At 71.8% G+C, this 26696-nt stretch carries 23 protein-coding genes; 17 read left to right on the forward strand and 6 right to left on the reverse strand.

The features are described 5' to 3' along the window. Positions 1 to 59: 59 nt before the first annotated feature. Positions 60 to 2135 carry a 3-hydroxyacyl-CoA dehydrogenase NAD-binding domain-containing protein gene (locus MKK67_RS16270; protein WP_243966167.1) on the reverse strand — a complete coding sequence of 692 codons (2076 nt, stop codon included), beginning with the start codon at positions 2133 to 2135 and terminating at the stop codon, positions 60 to 62. 301 nt (positions 2136 to 2436) lie between these two features. Between MKK67_RS16270 and MKK67_RS16275 the strand changes: the two genes are divergently transcribed. The 4 genes from MKK67_RS16275 to MKK67_RS16290 all read left to right on the forward strand — a co-directional run bounded on the left by MKK67_RS16275 (position 2437) and on the right by MKK67_RS16290 (position 6335). Beyond that, positions 2437 to 3453 carry an NAD(P)H-dependent flavin oxidoreductase gene (locus MKK67_RS16275; protein ID WP_243966168.1) on the forward strand — a complete coding sequence of 339 codons (1017 nt, stop codon included), beginning with the start codon at positions 2437 to 2439 and terminating at the stop codon, positions 3451 to 3453. After that, entirely contained in the window at positions 3450 to 4187 is a 738-nt protein-coding gene (locus tag MKK67_RS16280; protein WP_243966169.1) for an enoyl-CoA hydratase-related protein, read from the forward strand. The genes MKK67_RS16275 and MKK67_RS16280 overlap by 4 nt, the downstream gene beginning before the upstream one ends. Next, positions 4184 to 5020, forward strand: coding sequence for an IclR family transcriptional regulator (locus tag MKK67_RS16285; protein ID WP_243966170.1), 837 nt, complete (start codon positions 4184 to 4186; stop codon positions 5018 to 5020). The genes MKK67_RS16280 and MKK67_RS16285 overlap by 4 nt, the downstream gene beginning before the upstream one ends. 112 nt (positions 5021 to 5132) lie before the next feature. Next, positions 5133 to 6335 (forward strand): CaiB/BaiF CoA transferase family protein, encoded by a 1203-nt coding sequence (locus MKK67_RS16290; RefSeq protein ID WP_243966172.1) that lies wholly within the window; start codon positions 5133 to 5135, stop codon positions 6333 to 6335. A gap of 7 nt (positions 6336 to 6342) precedes the next feature. Here the strand turns inward: MKK67_RS16290 and MKK67_RS16295 are convergent, their stop codons facing one another. Together MKK67_RS16295 and MKK67_RS16300 are read right to left on the reverse strand one after the other, a co-directional pair. Further along, positions 6343 to 7302, reverse strand: coding sequence for an NAD-dependent epimerase/dehydratase family protein (locus MKK67_RS16295; protein WP_243966174.1), 960 nt, complete (start codon positions 7300 to 7302; stop codon positions 6343 to 6345). Between the two features lie 175 nt (positions 7303 to 7477). Next, positions 7478 to 8665, reverse strand: a complete 1188-nt coding sequence (locus MKK67_RS16300) for a complex I NDUFA9 subunit family protein (RefSeq protein WP_243966214.1) — start codon at positions 8663 to 8665, stop codon at positions 7478 to 7480. A 256-nt stretch (positions 8666 to 8921) separates the two neighbouring features. Here MKK67_RS16300 and MKK67_RS16305 point away from each other — a divergent pair, with 256 nt between their 5' ends. Continuing rightward, complete coding sequence (locus MKK67_RS16305) at positions 8922 to 9104, forward strand: hypothetical protein (protein ID WP_243966175.1); 183 nt, start codon at positions 8922 to 8924, stop codon at positions 9102 to 9104. Positions 9105 to 9113: 9 nt separating this feature from the next. Here MKK67_RS16305 and MKK67_RS16310 read toward each other — a convergent pair whose 3' ends face one another. The 3 genes from MKK67_RS16310 to MKK67_RS16320 all read right to left on the reverse strand — a co-directional run bounded on the left by MKK67_RS16310 (position 9114) and on the right by MKK67_RS16320 (position 14151). After that, positions 9114 to 10055, reverse strand: coding sequence for an MBL fold metallo-hydrolase (locus MKK67_RS16310; protein WP_243966177.1), 942 nt, complete (start codon positions 10053 to 10055; stop codon positions 9114 to 9116). Between the two features lie 205 nt (positions 10056 to 10260). Then, positions 10261 to 11463, reverse strand: a complete 1203-nt coding sequence (locus tag MKK67_RS16315) for a murein L,D-transpeptidase family protein (RefSeq protein WP_243966179.1) — start codon at positions 11461 to 11463, stop codon at positions 10261 to 10263. 102 nt (positions 11464 to 11565) lie between these two features. Further along, positions 11566 to 14151 carry an ATP-binding cassette domain-containing protein gene (locus MKK67_RS16320; protein WP_243966181.1) on the reverse strand — a complete coding sequence of 862 codons (2586 nt, stop codon included), beginning with the start codon at positions 14149 to 14151 and terminating at the stop codon, positions 11566 to 11568. Between the two features lie 412 nt (positions 14152 to 14563). On the opposite strand from MKK67_RS16320, the gene MKK67_RS16325 reads away from it, so the two are divergent. The 12 genes from MKK67_RS16325 to MKK67_RS16380 are packed head-to-tail and all read left to right on the forward strand — an operon-like array spanning position 14564 to position 26677. Beyond that, positions 14564 to 15223: a cytochrome c3 family protein gene (locus MKK67_RS16325; RefSeq protein WP_243966182.1), complete on the forward strand. Its 660-nt coding sequence runs from the start codon at positions 14564 to 14566 to the stop codon at positions 15221 to 15223. Beyond that, positions 15220 to 18183: a TAT-variant-translocated molybdopterin oxidoreductase gene (locus MKK67_RS16330; RefSeq protein WP_243966183.1), complete on the forward strand. Its 2964-nt coding sequence runs from the start codon at positions 15220 to 15222 to the stop codon at positions 18181 to 18183. The genes MKK67_RS16325 and MKK67_RS16330 overlap by 4 nt, the downstream gene beginning before the upstream one ends. Before the next feature lie 2 nt (positions 18184 to 18185). Further along, complete coding sequence (locus tag MKK67_RS16335) at positions 18186 to 20201, forward strand: quinol:electron acceptor oxidoreductase subunit ActD (protein ID WP_243966184.1); 2016 nt, start codon at positions 18186 to 18188, stop codon at positions 20199 to 20201. Further along, a complete protein-coding gene (locus MKK67_RS16340; protein WP_243966185.1) occupies positions 20198 to 20734 on the forward strand; it encodes a c-type cytochrome in 537 nt (178 codons plus the stop codon). The genes MKK67_RS16335 and MKK67_RS16340 overlap by 4 nt, the downstream gene beginning before the upstream one ends. Next, positions 20731 to 21783, forward strand: coding sequence for a hypothetical protein (locus MKK67_RS16345; protein WP_243966186.1), 1053 nt, complete (start codon positions 20731 to 20733; stop codon positions 21781 to 21783). The genes MKK67_RS16340 and MKK67_RS16345 overlap by 4 nt, the downstream gene beginning before the upstream one ends. Then, complete coding sequence (locus tag MKK67_RS16350; protein ID WP_243966187.1) at positions 21780 to 22268, forward strand: hypothetical protein; 489 nt, start codon at positions 21780 to 21782, stop codon at positions 22266 to 22268. Before MKK67_RS16345 ends, MKK67_RS16350 begins: the two co-directional genes overlap by 4 nt. Before the next feature lie 4 nt (positions 22269 to 22272). Then, positions 22273 to 23247 (forward strand): cytochrome c oxidase subunit II, encoded by a 975-nt coding sequence (coxB, locus tag MKK67_RS16355; protein ID WP_243966189.1) that lies wholly within the window; start codon positions 22273 to 22275, stop codon positions 23245 to 23247. Positions 23248 to 23257: 10 nt separating this feature from the next. Then, positions 23258 to 24934, forward strand: coding sequence for a cbb3-type cytochrome c oxidase subunit I (locus MKK67_RS16360; RefSeq protein WP_243966191.1), 1677 nt, complete (start codon positions 23258 to 23260; stop codon positions 24932 to 24934). Then, a complete protein-coding gene (locus tag MKK67_RS16365) occupies positions 24931 to 25590 on the forward strand; it encodes a cytochrome c oxidase subunit 3 (RefSeq protein WP_243966193.1) in 660 nt (219 codons plus the stop codon). The genes MKK67_RS16360 and MKK67_RS16365 overlap by 4 nt, the downstream gene beginning before the upstream one ends. Before the next feature lie 18 nt (positions 25591 to 25608). Then, positions 25609 to 25827: a hypothetical protein gene (locus MKK67_RS16370; protein ID WP_243966194.1), complete on the forward strand. Its 219-nt coding sequence runs from the start codon at positions 25609 to 25611 to the stop codon at positions 25825 to 25827. A 2-nt stretch (positions 25828 to 25829) separates the two neighbouring features. Beyond that, entirely contained in the window at positions 25830 to 26363 is a 534-nt protein-coding gene (locus MKK67_RS16375; protein WP_243966195.1) for a hypothetical protein, read from the forward strand. Continuing rightward, on the forward strand, positions 26360 to 26677 hold the full coding sequence (locus tag MKK67_RS16380; protein WP_243966197.1) for an oxidase: 318 nt from the start codon (positions 26360 to 26362) through the stop codon (positions 26675 to 26677). Before MKK67_RS16375 ends, MKK67_RS16380 begins: the two co-directional genes overlap by 4 nt. Positions 26678 to 26696 lie beyond the last annotated feature (19 nt).

The raw sequence follows: 26696 nt of genomic DNA on the forward strand, positions 1-26696 counted from the left end.
CGCCCCGACGCAGCGGACCTCTCGAAACCGGGACGAAGCCCGTTCGGGCCGGCAGGCCATCAGGCCGTCGCCTTCCAAGTGGCGAAGCGTCCACCTTCATCCGCCAGCTTGCGCAGCAGCGGCGCCGGTTCCTGGCTGTCGTCGCCGGTCTCCCGGGCGAAGCGCGTCAGCGCCTCGGCGACACTCTTGAGCCCGACCGTGTCGGCCCAGTGCATCGGGCCGCCGCGCCAGGCCGGCCAGTTGTAGCCGTTGATCCAGATCGTATCGATGTCGCCGGGCCGCGCCGCGATCCCCTCTTCAAGGATCCGCGCGCCTTCGTTGACCATCGGGTACATCAGCCGCGCCACGATCTCATCGGGGCTGAACGTGCGGCGTGCGATGCCATGCTCGGCGGCGGTCTTCTCGATGAGCGCGTCCACTTCGGGATCGCGGGTCCCAGTCCGAGCGCCGTCCGAATAAACAAAAAAACCGCGGCCGGTCTTCTGGCCGAACCGGCCCATCTCGGCCAGCGCGTCGGCGACCGGGGCCCGGCCGCCGAAATCCTTGCGGGAGCGCCAGCCAATATCGAGGCCGGCGAGGTCGCTCATGGCGAAGGGACCCATCCGGAAGCCGAAGGCGGTGACGGCGGCGTCGACCTCGTGCGGCAGCGCGCCTTCGAGCAGCAGGCGCTCGGCGGCCCGGCTGCGGCGCTCCAGGATGCGGTTGCCGACGAAGCCGAAGCAGACGCCCACCGTCACCGGCAGCTTGTTGAGGCGCTTAGCCAGATCCAGCGCGGTGGCGAGCACGTCGGGCGCGGTCTTCCCGGCCCGGACCACCTCGACGAGCCGCATGACGTTGGCCGGGCTGAAGAAATGCAGGCCGAGCACGTCCTGCGGCCGGCCGGTCACCGCCGCGATGGCGTCGACATCGAGATAGGAGGTGTTGCTCGCCAGGATCGCGCCTTCCTTAGCGATGCCGTCGAGCTTGGAAAAAATCTCGCGCTTGACCGCCATGTCCTCGAAGGCCGCCTCGATGACGATGTCGGCCTGCCCGGCGTTCTCCAGGCCGATCGCCCCGGTGATCCGGCCGATCCGCGCGTCGCGCTGGGCCTCGGTGATCGAGCCGCGCTTGGCCGAGCCGGCATAGAGGCCCTTCACCCGGTCCAGGCCGCGCTCCAGGGCGCCGGCCTCGGTCTCGATCACGGTGACCGGGATGCCGGCATTGGCGAAGCACATCGCGATGCCGCCGCCCATGGTGCCGGCGCCGATCACCGCGGCGGTCTCGATGGGGCGGCGGGGCGTGTCCTTCGACAGGCCGGGCACCCGGGCGGCTTCGCGCTCGGCGAAGAAGGCGTAGCGCAGGGCCTTGGAGCGCGGATCCTCCACCAGCTTGCGGAACTCGGCCCGCTCGACGGCGACCGCCGCGTCGAACGCGCTCGGGTCCAGGCCGGCGCGCACGGCCCGGGCCAGGGCGTGGACGTTGGTCGCTTCGGAATCGCGCTTGACCGCCTCCGCGGCCTTCGCCTCGAAGGCTTGGCGGGCCTCCGGGGTCAGCCGGTCCGCCCGGTCGCGCACCCGCGGCAGGGCGCCGGAATCGGCGAGTTCCAGGGCCCGGGTGCGGGCGGCTGGGACGAGATCGCCCAGCACTACGGCATCGACGATCCCGAGCTTGGCGGCCGTCTCGGCCGAGACCGGCTCGCCGGTGAGCATCATCGTGAAGGCGGCGTCCGGCCCGACCAGGCGCGGCAGGCGCTGCGTGCCCCCGGCCCCCGGGATGATCCCGAGCTTGATCTCCGGCAGGCCGAGCTTGGCCGCAGGCGCCGCGACCCGGCCATGGCAGGCCATCGCCAGCTCCAGCCCGCCGCCGAGCGCCACGCCGCCGATCGCCGCGACGACGGGCTTCGGGCAGCCATCGAGCCGCTCCAGCACGTCCGGCAGGCTCGGGGCCTGGGGCGGCTTGCCGAATTCCGAGATGTCGGCGCCGCCGACGAACACCTTGCCCTCGGCCGCCAGCACGATCGCCCGGACCGATGCGTCGGCTTCCGCCCGCGCCAGGGCATCGTCGAGGGCAGCCCGCAGCGCGGCGCCCAGCGCGTTGACCGGCGGGTTGGCGAGCGTGAGCACGGCCACGCCGCCATCGACCTCGTAACGAACCAAAGCGGCGCTCTCCCTTGTTCTGCAGTGCAGAATTATCGTTCGCAATTGGCGAGGATGTTGGTCCGTGAGGACCGGGACGTCAAGGAGACGCTGGTTTCAAAGACCGGTCCCGTCATTCTGTTCCGCATCGCGGACGCCGCCGAGCGGAGCGGTTTGACCGGTGCCGGACGCCATGCCATTCAGACCCGCCCCGGGCGCGATTCAGGCTCGAACCCGCACCGGCGGGTTCCAAGGGCCGGGCCGCCCGACCGATCAGGGAGGTCGCTTTGCGCGGTATCGGCCAACAGCCCGGCAGCCTCCGATGAGCGACGGCCCCGAACAGCTTCCGGCTAGCCGCCTCCCGGACGTCCTGCGCGGCCGGCTCGCCCTGCCGGTGATCTGCGCGCCGATGTTCATCGTCTCGGGACCGGAGCTGGTGATCGCGCAATGCCTGGCTGGCGTGGTCGGCGCGTTCCCGGCGCTCAACGCACGGCCGGCCGAATTGCTCGACGAATGGCTTTCGACGATCACGCGGACTCTGGCTGAAGAGCGCGCGAAGGATCCGGCCCGAAAAATCGCACCCTTCGCCGTCAATCAGATCGTCCACGCCTCGAACGACCGCCTGGCGCAGGATGTCGAGGCCTGCGTCCGGCATCGGGTGCCGATCATCATCACCTCGCTGCGGGCCCCGGACGCGGTGATCCGCCCGGTCCATGCCTATGGCGGCGTGGTGTTCCACGACGTTACCAATGTCCGCCACGCCGAGAAGGCCCTGGAGGCCGGGGTCGACGGGCTGATCCTGGTCTGCGCCGGCGCCGGGGGCCATGCCGGCACGCTGAGCCCCTTCGCCCTCATCGGCGAGATCCGGCGCTTCTACGACGGGCCGCTGATCCTGTCGGGGGCGATCACCACCGGCTCGGCAATCCTGGCGGCCCAGGCCATGGGCGCCGACCTCGCCTATATGGGCACCCGGTTCATCGCCACCCGGGAGGCCAACGCGGCGTCGGGCTACAAGGACATGATCGCCGGCAGCGCCGCCGCCGACATCCTGTACACCCCCTACTTCACCGGCGTGCCGGGCAACTACCTGACGCCCAGCATCCGCGCCGCCGGGCTCGACCCCGAGGCGCTGCCAGTCCGCGACAAGACCGCGATGAACTTCGGCAGCGCCAGCGCGAAGGCGTGGCGGGACGTCTGGGGCGCCGGCCAGGGGGTCGGCACCATCGCGGACGCCCCGGCCACCGCCGACCTCGTGGCCCGGCTCACCCGGGAATACGCCGCCGCCCGGGCCGGGCTCGCGGGCGTTGCCGCGGATTATGCCGGCGAGGCTGTCTCTTGAGTGTCCGCCTCTTCGATCCGGAGCCCGGGATCCGGTTGATCACCATCGACCGGCCGGAGCGGCGCAACGCCCTCGACCGGGCGACCTATGCGGGCCTCGCCGCCGCCTTTGCCGGGGCCGGCGCCGACGAGACCGTGCGCGTCGTGGTGCTCACCGGTGCGGGCGGCTGCTTCACCGCCGGCAACGATCTCAAGGATTTCCAGGATGTCGAGGGCGCGGGCGACAGCCCGGGCCTGACCTTCCTGAAGGCCCTGCGCGGCTGCCCGAAGCCCGTCGTCGCGGCGGTGGAGGGGCACGCGGTCGGCATCGGCACGACGCTGCTGCTGCATTGCGACCTCGCCTATGCCGGGGACGGCGCCCGCTTCCGCCTGCCGTTCACGGCGCTCGGCCTCAGCCCGGAGGGCGGGTCGAGCTACCTGCTGCCGCTCATCGCCGGCACCAAGCGGGCGGCCGAGTTGCTGATGCTCGGCGAGCCCTTCGGCGCCGCGGAGGCGGTGGCGGCCGGCCTCGTCAACGCCGCCGTCCCGGAGGGCACGGCCCTAGAGACCGCCCTCGCCCGGGCCCGCGCCCTGGCCGCCCTGCCCCCGGCCTCGATCGCGGCGACCAAGCGGGCCCTGCGCCGAGGCCAGGACGAGACCGTCGCCCGCACCCTGGCCGAGGAGGCGGAGGTGTTTCACGCGCTTCGTCGGGGCCCGGAGGCGCAGGCGGCCTTCGCGGCGTTCCTGCGCCGATGAGGACCGCCGATCAGGACCTGCTGGCCGATCGCGATGCCGCGCCGGGCGACGGCGCCAAGGAGGACGGCGCCAAGGAGGATCGCCACTTCGTCACGGCGCTGGCCCGGGGCCTCGCGGTGCTCGCCTGCTTCGGCCCGGGCCGGACCAGCCTCGCCAACCACGACCTCGCGGCCGCCTGCGGCCTGCCGCGCTCCACCGTGTCGCGGCTGACCTACACGCTGACCAAGCTCGGCTACCTGCACCACGCCGCCGAGACCGGCCGCTACCGGCTCGGCACGGCGACCATCGCCCTCAGCGCGGCGGCGCTCGGCGGGCTCGACGTGCGCGGCATCGCCCGGCCGGCCCTGCGGGCGGTGGCCGAGGCGGCCAATGCCTCGGTGGGTCTGGGCGTGCGCGACCGGCTCAGCATGCGCTACGTCGATTGCCAGCGCGGCCCGGCCGCGATCTCGCTGAACCTCGATACCGGCTCGCGGATCTCGCTCGCCCGCAGCGCCATGGGCCGCGCCTACGTGGCGGTCTGCCCCGAGCGCGAGCGTGAGAGCATCTACGAGGACCTGAAGGCGCTCGACCCGGTGGCCTGGCCCGCCCTGCGCGCCGGCCTCGACCGGGCGGTGGCCGAGCATCGCGAGATCGGCTGCTGCACCTCGTTCGGCGACTGGCAGGAGACGGTCTGCGCCATCGCGGTGGGATTCCACCCCGGCGGCGGCCTGCCGCCCATGTCGGTCAATTGCGGCGGCCCGACCGTCATCACCGATGCCCGGTTCCTGATGGACGTGGTCCGCCCGAAACTCGTCGCGGCCGTGCGCAGCCTCGACGGCGTGATGGGCGCTTGAGGACCCATGGGATCGGGTTTCCAAAGGGCGAGCCCTTTGGCGGGTTGTCAGGGCGGAGCCCTGATGAACCAGGACTTTTCACGGTGTGATGCGCGCTCTGAGGATCTTTGCGATGGACTCTGACCCGTCATCGGACCTCCCCCTCGCCGGGATCCGCGTCCTCGACCTGTCCCGGGTCCTGGCGGGGCCGTGGTGTGCGCAGGTGCTGGGTGATCTCGGCGCCGATGTGATCAAAGTCGAGCACCCGGAGCGCGGCGACGACACCCGGGACTGGGGCGTCTCCACCACCCCCGGCAACACCTCGTATTTCGACAGCGTGAACCGCAACAAGCGCTCGATCGGGGTCGACCTCGCCACGCCGGAGGGGCTGGCGATCGTCAAGGCGCTGGCCCGCGAGAGCGACGTGCTGGTCCAGAACTTCAAGACCGGCGGCGCCGACAAGCTCGGCCTGGGCTACGCGGCGCTCTCGGCCGAGAACCCGGGGCTGATCTACTGCTCGATTGCCGGCTACAGTTCGGACGGCTCGGAGGCGACCCGGCCCGGCTACGACCTCGTGGTGCAGGGCGAGTCCGGCGTGATGGCGCTCAACGGCGAGGCCGGTGGGCCGCCCCTGAAGTTCGGGGTCGCGGCGGTGGACCTGTTCACCGGGCAATACGCCGCCCAGGCCGTGCTGGCGGCCCTGTTCCAGCGCGCGCGCACCGGGCGCGGCCGGACCATCGACCTCGCCCTGTTCGATTGCGGCGTGGCGCTGACCTCCTATTACGGGCTGGAGGCGCTGGCCCGGGGTATCGACCCGCCGCGCTACGGCAACGCCCACCCCTCGATCGTGCCCTACGGGGTGTTCGAGGCCGGCGACGGGCCGGTCGTGATCACGGTGGGCAACAACGCCCAGTACCGCCGCTTCTGCGAGCAGGTGCTGGAGCGCCCGGACCTGTGCGCAGACCCGCGCTTCGCCACCAATCTCGACCGCTCGAAGAACCGCGCCGTGTTCATCCCGATCCTGGAGGCCGAGCTCTCCAAGTGGGAGCGGGCGCCCCTGATCGCGCGCCTGCGCGGGGCGGGCATTCCCTGCGGCGAGGTGATGGGCCTGCGCGAGGCGCTGACCTGCGACCGCGCGCAGGAGGCCGGGCTCGTGGTCGAGGGCGCCGGCAACGCCCACGTCATCGCCCCGCCCTACCGCCTCGATGGGCGCCGCTTGCCCGTACGCCGCATGCCGCCGGGCCTCGGGGAGTCGAGCCAGGAGATCCTGGCCGAGCGGCTGGATGTCTCGGCGGAGGCGCGGGACGCGCTGGTGGCGAAGGGCGTGGTCCGGTAGGGCGCGCTCAGCCCTCTTCCGGCGCGAGCCGGGCGCGGGCATCGTCCAGCACCCGGGCCAGGGCGTCGTCCCAGGCGACCCGGGGCTGCCAGCCGGTGGCTTCGCGCAGGCGGGTCGCGTCGCCCGCGGCCAGCGGGATCTCGCTCGGACGCACCCGCTCGGGGGCGACGCGGATCTCGAACGGCACCCGGGCGCGGGCGCGCAGGCCGTCGAGGACGCTGGCGATGGTGCGGGGCACACCGGAGCTGATGTTGAACACGCTCCCGTCCGCCAGGGATTCCGCCCGGCCGATCAGGTCGACATAGGCGCCCGCCACGTCGGCGACGTCGAGGAAGTCGCGGTACGAGGAGAGGTTGCCGACTTCGAGGAGCGGCGGCGCGCGGCCGGCCTCGATCCGGGCGATCTGCCCGGCGAAGGAGGCGACGACGAAGCGTTCGTCCTGGCCGGGGCCGATATGGTTGAACGGCCGCAGCACCACGAGCTTCACGCCGATCCGGGGCAGCAGGTCGCGCAGCAGCTGCTCGCCGACCCATTTCGAGCGGGCGTAGGTGTTGCGCGGCAGGGGCTCGGCCTCCTCGGAGAGGGCGTGGCCCGCCAGGAACGCGCCGCCGTAGACCTCGCCCGAGCTGACGAAGAACAGCGTGCAGCCCGGCACCGCTTCGACCGCCGCCACGAGGTTCATCAGGCCGTTGACGTTCACCCGCCAGGTCTGGCCCGGCCCGGTGGCCGACTCACCCACTGAGGCGAGGCCGGCGAGGTGGAGGATCTCGGTCGGCCGGAAGCGCGCCATGAAGCCGCTCAAGGCGGCCTCGTCGAGGAGGTCGATGCGCTCGTAATCGACGCCCGCAGGCAGGTCCCGGGGCGCCCCGCGGCCGATCCCGACCACGCGGGCGCCCGACGCGGCCAGGAGCGGCAGGACGTGGCCGCCGACGAAGCCCGCCGCGCCGGTGACGAGGATGCGTCTCACGCCAAGCCTGCCGATCCGTTCCACGGGGTAGCGATCATCGTGTGGTCCCGGACGAGGTCAGGCACTGCCTCCTTCGAGGAGAACGCGGGGATATAAACCCGCGCATCGGCAAGGAAATGGGTTTCCAAAGGGCCCGAGGCCCTTTGGCGGGGTATCGGGGCGGAGCCCTGACCCTTCAGCTCATCGTCCGGGTGCCCCAGCGGGTGCCCATGCGGCTTTGGGCGCTTCCCGGGGAACTGCCGGCGTCGGCGCCGATCGCCGGCCCGGACGCGGTCTGCGGCCTGTGCTGGGAGCCGGGACCCATGGGCGTCGGTGCGATCGAGTCGGGCACCTCCGCCAGGTATTCCTCGTCCCGGTCGGTGGCGAACTGGCCGGCCTTGCGGAACGGCCAGAGATAGCCCGGCACCACCGCCTCGGCGGCGGTCGGGGTGATCCCGAGCGCCTCGATGGTGCGGCCCTCGGCCTTCGCGGCCTCGGACACGACATTGTCGTTCTGGAGCAGGATCACCTGGTCGCGGGTGAGCTTCAGGCTGTCGGGCAGCACGCCGAAGGTCAGGGTGTCGGCGACCTCCAGGAGCCGGGCCTGGAGCTTAGCCACCGGCAGCGGCAGGTCGACCACGGCGCGCTTACGCTGGATCGTCTTCAGCATGTAGCGCACGAGGTGCTCGAGGGTGGCGACCTCCGGTCCGCCGAGCTCGTAGACCTTGCCGCCCTGCACGGCGCCGTCGACCGCCCGGGCGATCGCCTCGGCGACGTCGCCGACGAAGACCGGCTGGAAGCGTGACTGGCCGCCCGCCAGGGGCAGCACCGGCAGCGCCCGGGCGAGACCGGCGAAGCGGTTGAAGAAGCTGTCGCCCGGCCCGAAGACCAGCGACGGCCGGAACACCACCGCGTCCGGGCAGGCGGCGAAGACCCGGGCCTCGCCCTCGGCCTTGGTGCGGGCATAGCGCGACGGCGAGGCCGGATCCGCCCCGATCGCGGAGACGTGGATCATCCGGGCGCCCTGCCGGGCGGCGGCGCGGGCGATCTCGGCGGCTCCGTCGACCTGCAGGCGCGCGAAGCTCTGCGAGCCGGTCTCCTGCAGGATGCCGACGAGGTTGATCACCACGTCCGAGCGCTCGGCCGCGCGGGCCACCGATTCGGGGTAGCGCAGGTTGGCCTGGACGGCCACGATCTGGTTGACCTTGCCCAGCGGCTGCAGGAACAGCGCCAGGTCCGGCCGGCGTACCGCGACGCGGATCCGGTAGCCGCGCTTGGCGAGGGCCCGCACCACGTGGCGCCCCAGGAAGCCGGAGCCGCCGAAGATCGTCACGAGCTGGGATTGCGGGCGCAGCGGGCCCGTGGCGGCGGTGGATGCGGGCATGCTGTCCTGAGGCGTGTTCTGTGGGCCGGTCATCGCCGTGGTCTCGGGCTCCTCGCGCGCCCCGGGGCGCCGTCGTGCGCGCCTACTTAGCCTAAGTTCGGCGCCTTGGGAGCCGCCCATGCGCGCCAGGGCGCGATTAGCGCCTCGCGGCGCCGGACGCGACCGGGAACGGGCACCGCCCCCATGCATTTCCACGGACGAATTCGCCGGGCGGCTGCGCCGGCCGGGGCCGCCGGGGACCACGATGATTCTAGGGATGCTCGTCTCGGCGGTGATCGCCGTCTTCGGACTGCTCGTCGCGCTGGGCCTGATCGGCCACCCGATCGATGCGCAGCTCATCAGCAACTACGGCTGGAGCATCCTGACCATCGGCGTCGCGCTGTTCGTGCTGTTCGCCTATCGCCGGTTCAGCCGGCCCCGGAGCGGGCGCCCCTTCTGACCGAGACGATCAGGCGACCTTGATCCGGCGCCGGACCTCGCGCGCCACCGTGGGGCGGTTGCCGGCCCGGCCGCTCACCGAGCGCGGGGCGCCGACCGTGATGCTCTGGCTCTCCCGGGCGATGAAGGCGGTGGGCATCTCCGCCTGGAGGTCGGCCTCCATGTCGCGCAGCGCCGTGTCGGAATGGGCCGGATGCAGGTGGATGATCGCCAGGGCCTTGACGCCGGCCATCCGCGCCAGCTCGACGCCCTTCTGCCAGGTCGAGTGCCCCCAGCCCCGGCAGGTTGGATACTCGCCGTCGGTGAACATGCCGTCATAGACCATCAGGTCGGCCCCCGCGACGAACTTGGCCAGCTCGGGATCCGGCCACGGGTCGCTGTGCTCGATGTCGCTGATCAGGCATAGGCGCCGGCCGCCATGCTCGAACCGGTAGCCCACCGAGCCCTGCGGGTGGTTCAGCAGGATCGTGTCGACCCGCGAGCCGTCCGGGAAGGTCAGGGTCTGGCCGGCCTCGAACCCGTGGTGGTTGAAGGTGCAGCACAGCCTGTCGAGGGTAACCGGGAAGAGCGGCGGCGCGAACAGGCGATCGAGGGTCGGGCCGGCTGATTCGCCGCCGAGATTGCCGCAATAGGTGTTGATCACCCGATCGGCGTCGAGGACCGCCGGCTTGAAGAAGGGAAGTCCCGCGGTGTGGTCGAGATGCAGGTGGGTGAACAGCAGGTCGACATCCCGCGGGAGATCGGTGCGGTGGCCCTGGCCGAGGTTGTAGATCCCTGAGCCGGCGTCGACCACGAACATCCGCTCGCCGCAGCGCACCTCGATGCAGGGCGTGCTGCCGCCGAATTCGGCATATTGCGGGCCGCTGACCGGCGTCGAGCCGCGCACGCCCCAGAATCGGAGGACGAGGCCCTGATCGGCCGCGCAGATGGTCGGCTCGGGATACTTGGACATGGCGATCACGAATCTGCGGACAGTCGGTCCCGATCCGTTACGATCGAAACCCCGTCGCCGTTCCGGGAAGGTAGCGCTGAATACGGCAGGCCGACGGGACAGGAGTACCGCTCATCCCCTGCCGTACAATGAATTGGGGGTCCGCACGCCGTCGTGATGTGCGGCCGCGCACACGGATGGGCCGCTTTCGGGGTCCGGTGCATGCCTAGAGGCGCTCGGCGGAGGCGATCAGGCCGGCGCCCGAGCCCGCCCGAATCGGGTGTCCGGCGGCCGAGCCGGAGGATTCGACGAGCGCCGCCGCCAGCAGGGATGGCAGGCCGTCGCCGTAGCGCGCCGGGAGGCGGCCCGCCAGCGCCCCGAACGGATCGGGGGCCCGCTCGTAGACCGGTACGAAGCCGGCCATCTGCCGCAGCGCGAGCCCGGACCCGGGCCCGCCCCAGGCGGCCCAGACGGATTCCGGCACCGGCCGCGGCGCTCGGTGGCCTGGCACGACCACCACCTCCTGGCCGGCGAAGGCCAAGGCCTCCGGCCGGCTGATGTCGCCGACCGCGCCGCCCCGGGCGGTATAGGCCGCCCAGAACGCGTGCTGGCCGCCGTCGGAATAGGTGGTGCGCACGGCGGGCTCGCCGGATTCGGCGAGCGTTGCCATCCGCGCCTCCTCGATGGCGCGGTAGGTCGCCACCGCAGCCTCCCGGGCGGGGTCCCGGGACGGCGCGAAGGCGTAGCGGCCGGCGACCACCGAGACCTGAAGCTCCTCCCGGCTCGCCTCGAACCGGTCGGACCCGGCCTTGAGCTCGCGCCAGAACGCGATGTTAGGGTCGGTCCGGTGGCGGGCCATGTTCTCGGCACTCATCCGGAACGGATAGGACTGGAACTGGAAGGCCGCCTGGCCGCCGTTCAGGGCCTCCCGGGCGATGGCGTAGATCTCGCCGACCGTGCCGTCGGTCATGGCGAAGCAGCCCATCGACGAGCAGATGCCGTGGACCATCACGGCCGAGCCGGTGCCGCCATGGGCGCGGTCGTAGGCGTTGGGATAGCCGACGTCGAAGGACAGGTAATAGTGCGAGTTCGGGTTCATCTGGCGCCGGGGCACCGTGTAGAACCCCTCCGGGGTCTGCCGGTCGCCGCTCATGCGCTTGGGGCCGAGCTGGCCGGACCAGCGGCAGATCGGGAAGGTCTTGATGTGGACGTACCCGGCCGGGCCCTTCTTCCAGACCTCGATCTCGGATTCTTTCTTATAAGCCCGGAACAGCACCGGGGCGGCGGCCGTGGTGCCCTTCTGCGCCATGACGGCAAGCGTCGCGGCCGGGATCGGCGCGTCGGCCTTTCCGGCCTGCGCCCCGCTCGGACCGCAGACGGTCAGGAGCACGAGGCCGGCGGCGAGGGATCTCGGTATCGGGAGAGGCATGAACCGTCCGCGCTGGATCGGCCGGGCGAGGGGGAATTGAGGCCGGGCAGGCACGGCGTCCCGACCTGACCGGCCATTGCGGCCGTCGTGAGGCCGTAGCCCTCAGGCGAGGGCCGGCTCCGGCTCCGGGACCTCGGCAGCCTGCGGCGCGACCACCGCGCTGTTCTCCACGGCGATCACCGCGTCGAACGGCTCGATCCCGTCGGGCACGCCCGATTCGGGCAGGCAGACGATGACGCCGCGTCCGGCCCGGGCCTGGCGGAGCCGGGCGAGGCGATCGCGCACGCCCTCGACCGTGCGGTCTTCGAGCGCCACCGCGACCACCAGGATGTCGGGCTCCCGGGCGAGGCAGCGGGCCAGCTCGATCGCCACGCGCTCCCGGGCGTTGATGGCGCCGTCCGCCAGCGCGCCGGTGCTGGGCTGGATCTCGACCTTGCTGTCGAGGCCGAGGCTGTAGACCGAGGCTTCGAGCCCCTCGTCGGCCAGGATCCGCTGCACCAGCGCCCGCACCCGCGGCTCGGCATTGGCCTCGCCGAGGCTGATCCGGCCGAACAGCAGGTTCTCCTCGAGGCTGGCCGCCGGATTGACCCGGCCGGGATCATGGAACTCCACCGCGCCGGCGAGGTGGGGCGGCAGCATCCGGGCGAAGGAGCGGCGCGCCTGGACCAGCCGCTGCTCGAAGGCGGCATCGATCAGCCCGAAGCGGTGCCGGGACTCGCTGTAGCGCAGGGCGAGGCCGATCAGCCGGGTCCGGTCGCGCTGGCCGGCCGGTCCCCGGCGCAAACTCGCGGCATTGGGCAGGCGGACCACGAGGTCTTCGAAATATCCCCGCTCCGAGGCCTGGAACAGCGAATAATTGTCGAAGAGCGGATGGTCGTTGGGCAGGTCGGCGAAGATCTCCACCGTGCTGCGGGCGACCGACAGGCCGATCTCGGTGAGCGGGCGCACCAGCTCCTCGGCCTCCAGCACCGCCCGCAGGTAGGGGTGGCGGGCGAACCGCAGGGGCGCGAAGGCGCCGCCCACCGGCTCGCCGAACAGGATGTTCTCGCCGATGCTCGCCTGATGGTTGTAGCGCTCCGGGTCGAACGGCTCGACCAGGCGCTCGGCCCCCTTGGCGGCGAGCGCCGCCCGCATGGTCCGGCGGGCCGCGACGATCGCCGCCGCCAGCCGGGGCTGGGTCGCCGGGTCCAGGCGACCGGTCAGGCCGCGGGCGTAGACGAAGCCGTCGAGGCCGGTGAGCCGACTGATCCCGATCAGCGCGATGTCGTCGGGGGCGTTGGCCGGCTCGGTGCCGTAGAGCAGGTTCTGCCGGAGCGAGCCCTCCATCAGGATCGCCTCCCCGGCCGCGAAGGCGATGCGGCGGGCGCGCTCCGCGGCGTCGAAGCCGCGCAGGTCCGAGCCCGCATAGGTGACGGCCCCGGCGGTCGGCTCGATCTGGCCGGCGAGCACGGCCGCCAGCACCCGGGCGCCGCTGCCCCGGCTGCCGGTGATCGCGACATGGCTCGGCATCGTGACGGTGACGTCGACGCCGGTCAGCCGCTCGCCGCTGGCCGGGTCGAAGGCGCCGACCCCCTGCGTCGCCAGGATGCCGGACCGGGGGAGCGGCGGGGCGAGCCCGGTCCGGGTGGCCTTCGCCTGCCGCCCCTGGAGCATCGCGATGAGCCGCGCCAGGTCGCGGAAGCGCGGGCGGACGGATCTCCGCACCGTCCAGAGCCGGGCGCAGGTCGCGGCGAGCCAGCCGGCGAGGCCGAAGGCCCCGGTGGCGGCGAGCAGCGCGGCCGGATCGACCGGCGGTGCCGGCGGTGCGCCCGGCGCCGTGGAGCGCCACAGGGCCGTGCCGATGGCGATGGCCGGGAGGATCACCGCCAGGGCGAGCGCCGGCGCCCGCGCATAGGCCAGCCGCGCCTCGGCCCGGGCGACCTTGGTGCGCATCGCCGCGACCCGGGCCGCGATGCGCTTGCGCTCCAGGGCTGCGGCGCCGTGGACCCGCACCGCCGGCAGCCGCCGCACGAGGTCGTTCAGGTTGGTCTCGGCCCGGGTGCTCGAGCGCAGGCGCAGGTCCTGCCGGTCCCGGGCGCGTTCCAGGACCAGCCCGTAGGCCAGCCCGATCGCCGCCAGCCCGATCGCCGCGGTCGGGATCAGGCGGGGGGCGGCAAGCCCCGCGAAGCCGAGGGCGAAGAGCAGCGCCGCCAGGGTCATGGCCGGCACGACGATGCCGGCGGCGAGCAGCCGGTCGCCCCGCCCCAGCACCTCGCCGACCAGGCGGGCGAGGCTGCGCGCCTCGTCCCGGCCCCCGGCCGGCGCGTCGAGGATCGCCCGCAGGACGCTTTCCCGGACGGCGTCCGCTGCCTGGTTCTGGGCCTTGAAGCACAGGCGCGCCACGACCCAGCCGATTCCCGCCAGGGCCAGCGCGCAGCCGGCGATGCACAGGAAGGCGGCGAGCTCCAGCTCGGCGGGACGCATCGGGAATCCGTGCGCCAGCACGATCTCGCGGCCGGGCAGCGACAGGGCGACCCGCAGGAACGGCAGGGCCGGCGCCTCGTCGCGGGGCAGCACCGCGACCAGATCGCGCAGGCACAGCAGGGCCAGCGCGCAGAGCGGGGCGCCGAGCCCGACCACGAGGGCGACGGCGGTGACGTGCAGGCGCCGGGCGGCGCGCCAGGTCAGGACGATGGGATCGGAATCCATAGGGGTCCGAGGCGAGTCCGGGATGGGGCGGCGGCGGGATCGGGCCGCCATGCCCCGGTCAGGCAGCGCATAGGCCCTCGCGCCGCCGGCGGGAAGTCTTGCGCCGCTGGCGGGAGATTTTGCGCTGCTGGCGGGAGGTCTTGCGCCGCCGGCGGGAAGTGTCGAGCGCTCGATGCCGGAAGCGGCCGGTTTGATGATCCATGTTCTAGCTCTCGTCTGGAAAAGCTCTAGGTTCCACACTCGGACGGTCGCGGCGGGCCGCCCAGGCGCCCGGCCGTTTTGGTCGCATTGCATCGGCGTTCCGCTGCGCTGCACTGTCCAACCCGGGACCAACGGTGGGGCGACGCTTGCGGCGCGAGGCTGAGCAGATCGAACCCGAAGACCGGATCGTGCCGCCCCGCGGGCGTGCCTGATGGCGCAGCTGTTCACGCCTGGCGCGGACGCGATCTACCGGCTCGCCCTGATGACCGGCGTGGCCTGCCTGGTCGGCCTGCCGGTGCTGGCGGCCGGGATCGTGCGCTCGAACTACGTCACCGGGGTCGGCATCGCCCCGGCCCAGCCGGTGCCGTTCAGCCACAAGCACCATTCGGGCGAGCTCGGCATCGATTGCCGCTACTGCCACACGACCGTCGACAAGGTCGCCTCGGCCGGGATCCCGCCGACGCATACCTGCATGACCTGCCACTCGCAGATCTGGACCGGCTCGGACATGCTCAAGCCGGTGCGCGACAGCTACGCCCAGGACAAGCCCCTGGAATGGGTGCGGCTGAACAAGTTGCCGCAATACGTCTACTACAACCACTCGGTGCATGTGACGAAGGGCATCGGCTGCTCGACCTGCCACGGCGAGGTCACTGCGATGCAGATGACCTACCGGGCCAACGCCTTCGAGATGCAGTTCTGCCTCGATTGCCACCGGGCGCCTGAGAAATACGTCCGCACGCCCGACGAGGTCTGGAACATGACCTGGAAGCCGCCGGCCGACCAGGCGACGCTCGGGCCGAAGCTCGTGGCCGAGTACCATATCCGCGGCGGCTCGCGGCTGACCGAGTGCGGGATCTGCCACCGATGACCAGCGGATCCGACATCGCGGCCCTGCGCCAAAAACTCGCCGGCGGCGACGGCCCGCGCTTCTGGCGCAGCCTCGACGCCGTCGCCGACAGCCCGGAATTCCGCGACTACCTCGCGGCCGAGTTCCCCTCCGCGGCCCGGCTCGCCGCGTCCCCGGAGCGGCGCGGCTTCCTCAAGCTGATGGCCGCCTCCTTCGCGCTCGGCGGCCTCACCGCCTGCGGTGGCGGGAGCCGGGATTATGAGGTGCCCTACGTCAACCAGCCCGAGCGGATCGTGCCGGGCACGGACCTGTCCTACGCCTCCTCGGCTGTGTTCGACGGGTTCGGCAACGGCATCCTGGTCACCACCCGCAACGGCCGGCCGCTGAAGATCGAGGGCAATCCTGAGCATCCCTGGAGCTGCGGCGGCACCGACGTGCTGGCCCAGGCCTCCGTGCTCGGCCTCTACGACCCGTTCCGCTCCCAGGCGGTGCAGCATCTCGGCCGCCCGAGTTCCTGGGCGGCGTTCCGGGCGGCCCTCCAGGCGCAGATGCCGGCCTGGCACGAAGCCGGGGGCGAGGGCGTGGCGCTGGTGACCGGGCCGGTGACCTCGCCCACCGTGGCGGCGCAGATCGCCCGGATGCGGGCGGCCTATCCGGCCGCGCGCTGGTTCGCCGGCGCCGGCGTCGGCCGCGAGGCGATCTACGAGGGCGCCCGCCGCGCCTATGGGAAGCCACTGGAAACGCTGCCCGATTTCGGCCGGGCGCGCACCATCGTGTCCCTGGACGGCGACTTCCTCGATCTCGGCCCCGGCCAGGTCGGCCTGTCGGGTCGTTGGAGCGCGGCCCGCCGGGCGGCCTATGCCGAGGGACGCTTGCTCACCCTGCACGCCGCGGCCCCGACCCCGACGCTGACCAGCGCCAAGGCGGACTTCTCGACCCCCCTCGCCTCAGCCCGACTCGAAGCCGTAGCCCGGGATTTCTTGGCGTTGGCCGCAGGCGGTGCAGCGCCGTCCGGCGACGATCCGGTGTCGCGCTGGACGAGACGCGCCGCCGAGGCCCTGATCGAGGCGCGGGGCGCCGGCCTCGTCACCACCGGCCTCGCCGCGAGCCCGGACCTGCACGAACTGGTCCACCGCCTCAACGGCGCGCTGGGCAATACCGGGGTGACCCTGCGGCACACGGCGCCCGCGGTCGAGACAGGCGCGGGCACCCTGGCAGAGCTGGCCGAGGCGATGGAGCGCGGCGCGGTCAAGGTGCTGATCGTGCTCGGCGCCAACCCGGTCTACGACGCGCCGGCCGCCCTCGACTTCGCTGCCCGGATGGAGCGTGTGCCGCTCAAGATCCATGCCGGGCTCTATGACGACGAGACCGGCGCCCATGCCGACTGGCACCTGCCCATCGCGCATCCGCTGGAATCCTGGGGCGACGTGCGCTCCCTCGACGGCACGGTCGGGCTGATCCAGCCGACGGTGGCGCCGCTCTACAACGGCCGCACCCTCCCGGACATGCTGGCCTTCCTGACCGACGGGCGCGGGAGCGAGGGCGGCGAGGACGCGCTCGGCCTGCTCAAGGCGCGCTGGCGCACCGATGGCGAGGATGCGACGGCGTTCGAGGCCCGCTTCGCCGACGCCCTGCGCCGGGGTTTCTGGCCCGACAGCGCGGGCGCGACCGAGGATGTCGCCCTCACCCAGGAGGCGCCGCCCTCCCCTCCGGCGCCGGCCGCGGACGGGATCGAGGTGGTGTTCCGACCCGATTCCACGATCTGGGACGGCACCCATGCCGACCTCGCCTGGCTGCAGGAACTGCCGAAGCCCCTGACCAAGATCGTCTGGGAGAACGTCATCGCCCTCAGCCCCCATCTCGCCGAGCGCGAGGGCGTCGCCACCGGCGACATCGTGCGGGTCGAGGCGGCGGGGCGCGCCGTCGAGGGCGCCGCCTGGATCCTGCCCGGCCAGGCCGCCGAGACCGTGACCCTGAGCCTCGGCTACGGCCGCACCGTGCCGGACCACCTCTCGAACGGCCTCGGCTACGACGCCGCCACCCTGCGCCCCGTCGCGACGCCCTGGCGGCTCACCGGGGCGCGGCTGACCAAGACCGGCCGCCGCCGGATGCCGGCGACCACCCAGAACCTCGGCACGATGGAGGGCGAGGACATCGTCCGCGTCCAGGCTCTGGGCGCCGCCCCGGTGGGCAATCCCAAGGGCGCGCCGCCCCCGGCCTCGTTCTACCCGGCCCCGGAAACCCAATTGACCGGCGCGGCGGCGCAATGGGGCATGGCGATCGACCTCGATGCCTGCACCGGCTGCAACGCCTGCATCACCGCCTGCCAGGCGGAGAACAACATCCCGGTGGTCGGGCGCGAGGAGGTCGCGCTCGGGCGCTGGATGGGCTGGCTGCGGGTGGACCGCTACTACGCGGGCGGACTCGACGCGCCGACGACGCATTTCCAGCCGGTGCCGTGCATGCATTGCGAGCAGGCGCCCTGCGAGGTCGGCTGCCCCGTGGAGGCGACCCTGCACGACAGCGAGGGCCTGAACCTGCAGGTCTACAATCGCTGCGTCGGCACCCGGACCTGCCAGAGCTACTGCCCCTACAAGGTCCGCCGCTTCAACTATCTGGATTATACCGGTGGCATGACCCCGGTGCAGCAGCAGCAGCGCAATCCCGAGGTCACGGTCCGCGCCCGCGGCGTGATGGAGAAGTGCACCTACTGCATCCAGCGCATCGCGGCGGCCCGGGTCACCTCGGCCAAGGACGCGCACGCCCCGATCCAGGACGGCGCCGTCGAGACCGCCTGCCAGGGCGCCTGCCCGACCCGGGCGATCACCTTCGGCAACGTCGCCGACCCGACGAGCCGGGTCTCGGCCGCCCGCAAGGATCCGCGGGAATACGCGCTGCTCGGCCACTTGAACACGCGCCCGCGCACCACCTATCTCGCCGGGCTCGCGCCCGCCGCCGATCCCACCGGACGGGAGGGCTGAGCATGTCCGGCGCTCTCGCAGGCGGTCCTCTGATCCGGCCGGACGAAACCCTTCAGGGCATCGGCGGCACGGTCACCGCGATCCCGTTGACGCATCCGCGCAACCGCCGCTGGTGGATCGCCTTCGCGGGGGCGGTGGCGCTGCTCGGCGTCTTCGGCTTCACCCTGGGCACCCTGCTCTATGCGGGGCCGGGGGTCTGGGCGAACAACAACGCCGTTGTCTGGGCCCTCGACATCGCGAGCTACGATTGGTGGATCGGCGTCGCGTCGGGCAGCCTGCTGGTCTCGGCGGTGCTGCTGCTGCTTGGGGCGGAGTGGCGCGGGGCGGTGAACCGCATCGCCGAGACCCTGGCGCTGCTCGCCACCGCATCCGCCGGGCTCTACCCGATCATCCATCTCGGGCGGCCGTGGTTCTTCTTCTGGAACCTGCCCTACCCCAACACCTACGACCTCTGGCCGCAATTCCGCTCGCCGCTCCTGTGGGACGCGATCGACATCGTCGCCTTCCTGGTGATCTGCGTGAGCCTCTGGTTCATCGGCCTGCTGCCGGATCTGGCGACCCTGCGCGACCGCGCCTTCGTGGAGGCGATGCGCCAGATCGACGCCAAGGCCCGCACCCGCAAGCGCGCGCTGCTGCGCGCGCAGGTCTACGGCATCGTCGCCTCGGGCTGGCGCGGCTCGGCGGCCCATTGGCAGATCTGGGTCCAGGCCTACCGGACGGTGGCCCTGCTCGGCGTGCTGCTGGTGGTCTCGGTCCAGACCGGCGCCTCGGTGATGCTGGCCGGCTCGCTGATGCCGGGCTGGCACAGCACCCTGCTGCCGGTGAGCTTCCTGGTGAACGCGGTCTATTCCGGCGTCGGCATCACCGCGGCGATCGTCGTGCTGATCCGCGTCGTCTACGGCCTCGACAGCCTGGTCACCGCGCGCCACCTCGACCTGCTCGGCCGCCTGCTGCTCGGCCTCGGCTGCGCCAGCGCCTATTGCTATGCCGCCGAGTATTTCGACACGTTCCTCAACGGCGACGCGCAAGCGCGGGCCGTGCTGGTGCGGCGCATGACCGGCGACCACGCCCTGGTCTCGTGGACGGCGATCCTCGGCCTGGTCCTGCCGGCGCAGGTGCTGTGGTCGGCCCGCGCCCGGACGGCGCCCCTCGCGATCGCCGTGGTCGGGCTCCTGGTCGCGGCCGGCGCCTATGCGGACCACGTCATGGTGCTGGTCGTCACCCTGACCCAGGATTTCCTGCCCTCCTCGCGGCTGCCCTACGGGCCGGATCCCTGGGGCATCGCCACCTTCGCGGGCTCGCTCGGGCTGTTCCTGACCCTGCTGCTCTTGTTCCTGCGCTACCTGCCGGCGGTCTCGATCATCGAGAGCCGCCGCTTGGCCCTGGCCCGGGCGCCGGGCACCGAGGCCGCCGCCCGGGAGGCCGCGTCCCGCGCCACCCTGCGCCCGGAGGAGAATCCCGGGCCGGCGCCGCTCTGGGGCGTGTCCGCCACCTTCGCCAGCCAGTCCGACCTCGCCGCCGCCCTGCAGGCGGTGTCGGGGATCAGCCCGCCGGACCATGTCCATCTCGACGGGCACGGGCCGGTGCCGATGCCCCGGACCCTGCGGGCGCTCGGCCTGGAGGGCCGCTCGATCCTGCCCTACGCGCTGGTCGGCGCGTTGCTCGGCGGCGCGGGCTTCTACGCCATGTGCGTCTACGCCACGGCCTACGATTACGTGTTCCTGATCGGTGGGCGTCCGCGCCTGTCCTGGCCGTCCTTCGTGGTGCCGAGCATCTCCTTCGCGATGATGACCGGCTGCATCGCGATCCACCTCGCGCTGCTCGTGCTCAACCGCCTGCCGCGGCTGAACCACCCGGCCTTCAACATCCCGGGCTTCCTGCGCGCCTCGGACGACCGGTTCTTCCTCTCCGCGGAGGCGCGCAGCGACCGCTTCGACGCGGCGCGGTTCGAGCGCCGGCTCACCAGCCTGCCGGTCGAGGCCGGGCGTCCCCTCGAGATCCGCAGGATCCCGCGATGAGGCGCACCGCCGGCCTCATCCTGCTCGCGGCGCTGCCGGCCCTCTCGGCCTGCGGCGAGGCCAACATGGACGACCAGGCCCGGGCCAAGACCTGGGACCGGAACCCGTTCTTCCCCCGCCAGATCACCATGCGCCAGCCGGTCTCCGGGACCGTGCCGCGGACCGACCCGGCCCGGGAGGCGCCCCAGCCGCAGACGATCAGCCAGGACCTGGTCGAGCGCGGCCGGCAGCGCTACGCGGTGTTCTGCACCCCCTGCCACGGCCAGGACGGGCGCGGCCGGGGCATCGTCGTGCAGCGCGGCTTCCCGCATGCCGGCGACCTCACCGCCGAGCCCCTGCGCAAGGCCCCGGCCGCCGAGATCTACGACGCCATCGGCAACGGCCGGCGCGCCATGTTCGGCATGGCGCAGATGATCCCGTCCGCCGACCGCTGGGCGATCGTCGCCTATGTCCGGGCGCTCCAGCTCAGCCAGGACGCGCCCGTCGCGAGCCTGTCGCCGGACGACCGGACCCGCCTGGAGGCGACCCAGTGAGCCGCCCTCTCCTCCTCGGCCTCCTCGGGCTCGGCCTGCTGGCCTGCTGCTTTCTCGCGGGCGGCTGGCGCGGGGCGGCGTGCGCGTATCTCGCGGCCTGGCTCGTCCTCCTGGCGCTGCCTGTCGGCGCCCTGCCGGTGACGATCGTGGCCGAGCGTTTCGGCAAGCGCGTGCGCGAGCGCGGCGGCGTCGAGATGCTGGCGGGCCTGCGCCGGCTGATGGCGCTGATGCCGGTGGCCGCGATGCTGGGGCTGCCGCTGCTCGCCGCGGTGCCGGTGCTCTACCCCTGGGTCGGGGCGGTGCCGCGCACGCCGCTGGCCGCGCTCTGGTTCACCACGCCGTTCTTCATGGCCCGGGTGATCGTGTATCTCGCGGCCTGGATCTGGCTGGCCTTCCGCTTCGCGCGGCCCTTCGACGAGCCGGGCGAGGGCCGCACCGTGCCGGCGGTGGGGCTCCACGCGGTGGTCGGCACCCTGTTCACCACCGACGTGATCGCCTCCCTCGATCCGCGGCTGGATTCCACGCTGCTCGGCCTGCTGGTGATGACCGCCTGGAGCGGGCTGGCCTTCGCGGCCGCGATCCTGCTCGCCTGGGAGGAGCCGGAGCCGGTGGGCCGCGGGCGCACAGCGCCCGGGCGCGGCCGGCTGGTTCCCCTGGTGGTGCTCCTCGGGCTCTGGGCGTTCCTGCACTTCGTGCAGTTCCTGATCGTCTGGTCGGCCAATCTCCCCCCGGAGGTCGCCTGGTACTTCGCCCGCGGCGGCGGACTCGGGCGCGGCCTGTCGATCGCGGCCGGGATCGTCGTGGTGCTGGCCGGTCTTGCGACCCTGCGGCCGGGCCGCCCGACCACCCGGATCCTGGCCGGCGCGGCGCTCGCGGTGCACGCCCTCGAGATGTTCTGGCTGGTCACCCCGGCCCTGCGCGACCGGTTCGTGATCCGTCCGGCCGATGCGCTTGCGGCCCTGGCCGTGGCGTGTCTCGCCGCCGCGCTCCATCTCCTGCTGCGCGGGCGCGCGGCGCCGGCTGTCCGACGCGCCGGGAGGGTCGCATGAGCGTCGGCGGCACCCCCGGTCCCGGCCTGATCCCGGCGATCCTGGCCGGGCTGACCCTGCGCGGCAGCGGCCTGCTGAACGGCCGCCCGCCCCGCGGCACGCCGGCCAATGCCCCGCGCGATCCCGACGGTCCCGGCTACGAGACGCGCGATGTCGGCGTCCGCAACACCGCGCTGGTGATGGCCGGCCTCGCGCTCGCGGTCCTGACGGTCATCGGCACCATGGTCTGGCTGATGGGCGCCTTCAGCGCCAGCCAGCGCCGGACCCTGCCGACCCTGACCCGCCAGCAGACCGCGCCGCTGACGCCGCCGCCCCCGAACCTTCAGGCGGACCCCTATGCCGACCTCGACCGCCAGCGGGCCGAGGCCGCGGCCCGGCTCGCCGGCTACGGCTACAGCGACCCGGCCCGCACCCGGGCCCGCATCCCGATCGACCGGGCCATGGACCTGATCGTCGGCCGCCCCCTCGACGCGCCGGACCGGTAGCAGGATGACGCCGAACCACGCTGCCCTCGAACTCTGGCCCGCCGCGGTCTCGGCCACCGCGTCCGAGACGGACCTGCTGATCCTGGCCTTCACGGTCCTGACCCTGCTGCTGACCGTGCCGGTCTTCGTGGCGATCACCTATTTCGCCCTGCGTTACCGGGAGGGCTCGGAGGCGGATCGGCACCCGTCCGGCATCCGCTCCAACCTGATCGAGATCAGCTGGATGCTGATCCCGTTCCTGCTGACGCTGATCTTCTTCGTCTGGGGGGCGCGGCTGTACGTGGCCTCGCGCAACGCGCCGCCCGACGCGATGGTGATCGAGGCGATCGGCCGGCAATGGATGTGGAAGTTCCAGCATCCCACCGGCCAGGCCGAGATCAACGACCTGCACCTGCCGATCGGGCAGCCGATCCGCCTGCACATCATCAGCCAGGATGTGATCCACGCCCTCTACCTGCCGGCGGTGCGCCTGCAGGTCGCCGCCCTGCCCGACCGCTACACCGACCTGTGGTTCAAGGCCAACAAGATCGGCACCTATCACCTCTACTGCTCGGAATATTGCGGCACCGACCATTCCGTGATGGGCGGCGAGGTCACCTTCATGAACCCCGGCGACTACCAGGATTGGCTGACCCATGCCGGCGCCCAGCAGAGCAAGGTCGCGGCCGGCCGCACCCTCTACGAGGCCTATGGCTGCGCCGGCTGCCACGATCCCGGCTCGGCCGTGAAGGCCCCGAGCCTCGCTGGCCTCTACGGCAGCCCGGTGAAGCTCGCCGACGGCCGCACGGTGACGGCCGACGAGACCTGGCTGCGCGAAAAGATCCTGAACCCCAACGGCGACCGGCTCGCCGAGGGCTACAAGCAGGTCATGCCGAGCTTCGCCGGGCGGATCCCGGAGGACGAGCTCGGCCGCCTCATCGATTTTCTGAAATCCTACACGGCGCCGACCTCCGGCAAGGCCGCGCAGGCCATTCCATGAAGGCGACATCATGAGCGCAACGGGCAGCGTCGGCGGCACGGCCCGCCGCGAGCCGCACGCGCCGGAGGCCACCCTCGGGCGCAAGGCGGACTATCTCCACGCGGATTCGACCCTGCGCTCGTGGTTCCTCACCACAGACCACAAGCGCATCGCGATCCTGTACCTGACCTCGATCACCGGTTTCTTCGTGATCGGGGCGGTGGCCGCCGGCGTCGTCCGGCTGGCGCTGATCGTGCCGAACGGCGCGATCATGACCAACGACACCTACAACAAGGCCTTCACCATCCACGGCGTGGTGATGGTGTGGTTCTTCCTGATCCCGTCGATCCCGGCGACCTTCGGCAATTTCCTGATCCCCCTGATGATCGGGGCCAAGGACCTGGCCTTCCCCAAGCTCAACCTGACGAGCTGGTACGTGTTCATGGCCGGGGCGTTCTTCACCCTGGTCTCGCTGGTGCTGGGCGGCGTCGATACCGGCTGGACCTTCTACGCGCCGCTCTCCACCGCCTTCTCGAACACCTGGGTCCTGCCGGCCCTGATCGGCGTGACCATCGTGGGCTTCTCGTCGATCCTCACCGGCCTCAACTTCGTGGTCACGATCCACACCATGCGGGCGCCCGGCATGACGTGGTTCAAGCTGCCGATCTTCGTCTGGGCGCACTACGCCACCAGCCTGATTTTCTTGCTCGCCACGCCGGTGATCACCACCGCGCTGATCCTGCTGATCATGGAGCGGGGCTTCCATATCGGCGTGTTCGACCCGGCCTATGGCGGCGACCCGGTGCTGTTCCAGCACCTGTTCTGGTTCTACTCGCACCCAGCCGTGTACATCATGGTCCTGCCCGGCATGGGGGTGATCTCGGAGATCGTCCCGGCCTTCGCGCAGAAGAAGCTGTTCGGCTACCGGTTCGTCGCCTACGCGTCGATCGGGCTGGCCTCGGTGACCTTCTTCGTCTGGGGCCACCACATGTTCGTCAACGGCCAGAGCGACCTGGCCTCCCTGGTGTTCTCGGCCCTGTCCTTCGCGGTGGCGGTGCCCTCGGCGGTCAAGGTCTACAACTGGACCGCCACGATCCATAAGGGAAGCTTACGGCTCGACACGCCGATGCTCTACGCCATGGGCTATATCGGGCTGTTCGTGCTCGGCGGGCTCACCGGCCTCTATCTGGCGACGCTGGCGATCAACCAGCATATCCACGCGACCTACTTCGTGGTCGCGCATTTCCACTACATCATGGTCGGCGGCACGGTGCTGGCCTTCCTGGGCGGCCTGCACTTCTGGTGGCCGAAATTCACCGGCCGGATGTACAGCGAACCCTGGGGCCGGGTCTCGGCGGTGCTGATCTTCCTCGGCTTCAACGTGACCTTCTTCCCGCAGTTCATCCTCGGCTATCTCGGGATGCCTCGCCGCTACGCGACCTATCCGGTCGAGTTCCAACTGCTGAACGTGCTGTCCTCGGCCGGCGCCACGATCCTGGCCGCGGGCTACATCTTCCCGATGCTCTACCTGGTCTATTCCCTGTGGTTCGGCCGCAAGGCGCCCGCCAACCCGTGGAACGCCAAGGGGCTCGAATGGGAGACCGGCTCGCCGCCGCCCAAGCACAATTTCCTCAGCCCGCCCGAAGTGCCGCGCATCCCCTACGACTACCCGATCCAGGCGCAGGAATCCCAGGACCAGCACGGATGAGCGAGGGGCTGGCAGACGGCGTCGGTGTTGCCCGCGCCGGGCATTTCGAGACGGTGGGCCAGCAGCGGGCCGCCGCGACGCTGGGCATCTGGGCCTGGCTGATCACCGAGCTGCTGCTGTTCTCGGCCCTGTTCCTGGTGGCGCTGATCACCCGGATCCTGCACCCCGAGGCGACGGTCGCGGCGGTCAAGCACCTCAAGTTCTGGATCGGCGCCACCAACACCGTGGTGCTGATCTGCTCCAGCTTGACCATGTCGATGGCGATCGAATTCTCGCGGATCGGCTGGCAGCGCGCCATGGTCCGGGCGATGCTCGCGACCGCGGCGCTTGGCGGCCTGTTCCTGGTGCTCAAGGGCTATGAATACTACGCCGACTGGGACGAGCACATGATGCCGTTTCTGAGCAGCCGGCCCTTCGCCCTGGCCGAGACGCCGCCGGCGCGGCTGTTCGTGAACCTCTACTACGTCGCCACGATCCTGCACGCGGCCCACCTGTTCACCGGTATCGCGCTCCTGCTCGGCATGACCTGGATGGCCGCCAAGGCCGGCTTCCTGTCCCGCCACCAGAACTGGATCGAGGTCTACGGCCTGTACTGGCACTTCATCGACCTCGTGTGGATCCTGGCCTTCCCGATCCTTTATGTCGTGAACCGGTGAGTCGGGGGATGCGATGCGATGTCGAAGGAGCCGAGCGGCCGCTTTCGGGGCGGATCGCAGACCCGGCGCGACCGTTGGTTCGGCCTCGACCAGCAGCCTGACTTCGAAGCCTTTCGGCGCTGGTGGCATCGCGTCGGCAAGGAGGAGTCCGGGGGACGCGATCTGGAGAGCCGGGAGCAGGCGCTTGCGGAATACGAGGCGTGGATCAAATCGGGCCGGAATCGTGTAGGGTCTTGAGCATGGCCGTCGCGCTACAGGATTGGGAATCTCCGGGCTCCGTCGACGAGGAGCAGATGATCGCGTGGCTGCGCGACGTCGGGAGCCTGCCGCCGGCCCTGACGGCAGCGGAGATCGCGCGCCTTCTCGATCGGACCGGTTCGCACCGCCTGCGCAACGCCGCCGCTCTGGCGCTCGCGGAACTGAAGGCGGCCGGTGCCGCGGAACGCATCGGCGTGCTCCTCCGGCGAGCTGACATTGCCCCGCAATCCGGGTCGCTCCTGTTCGCCCTCGACGAGTTGGGCGGGACGCTTTCTCTGGAGAGCCTCGTCAACATCCTCCACAACGGCTCCTTCGAGGCGCGGTCCGAGGCGCTTCACTTTCTGGACGCGGATCGCGTGTCGATGGCGGATCCCGAGAGCCGCCGCGTCGCGAGCGCTGAGCTTACCGCACTCGCCGCCGGGCCGGATCCGGACGCCGCCGCCGCCGCGCAGGACGCCCTCGCGATGCTTCCGGATCGAACTGGCCATTCCAGTCCGGAGCAGCATCAGGCATGAGGCTGCTCGCGCCCTGGTCGACCCTCAGCGCCGACGACCGCGCCCTGCTCCGGCGGCGGCTGCGCACGCCGGTGCTGACCTTCCTGGCGCTGCTCGCCCTGCTCGCCGTCAACGTCACCCTGGGGGCCACCCTGCCCTTCGCCCAGGTCTGGATCGTCGAGCTCCTGGTCGTCGCCGTGATGGTGGCGCTGATCCTCCTGGTCTCCATGGAGGTGATCCACGAGCCGCCTCTGGTGCGGCTGTTCTCGGGGCTCGGCTTCTTCTGGGTCGCCATCATGGTCGGGATGACGCTGACCGATTATCTGGCGCGGTGAAGGTTGGACGCTCCATCTT

The sequence above is a fragment of the Methylobacterium sp. J-072 genome (assembly GCF_022829425.1).
GTDB lineage: Bacteria > Pseudomonadota > Alphaproteobacteria > Rhizobiales > Beijerinckiaceae > Methylobacterium.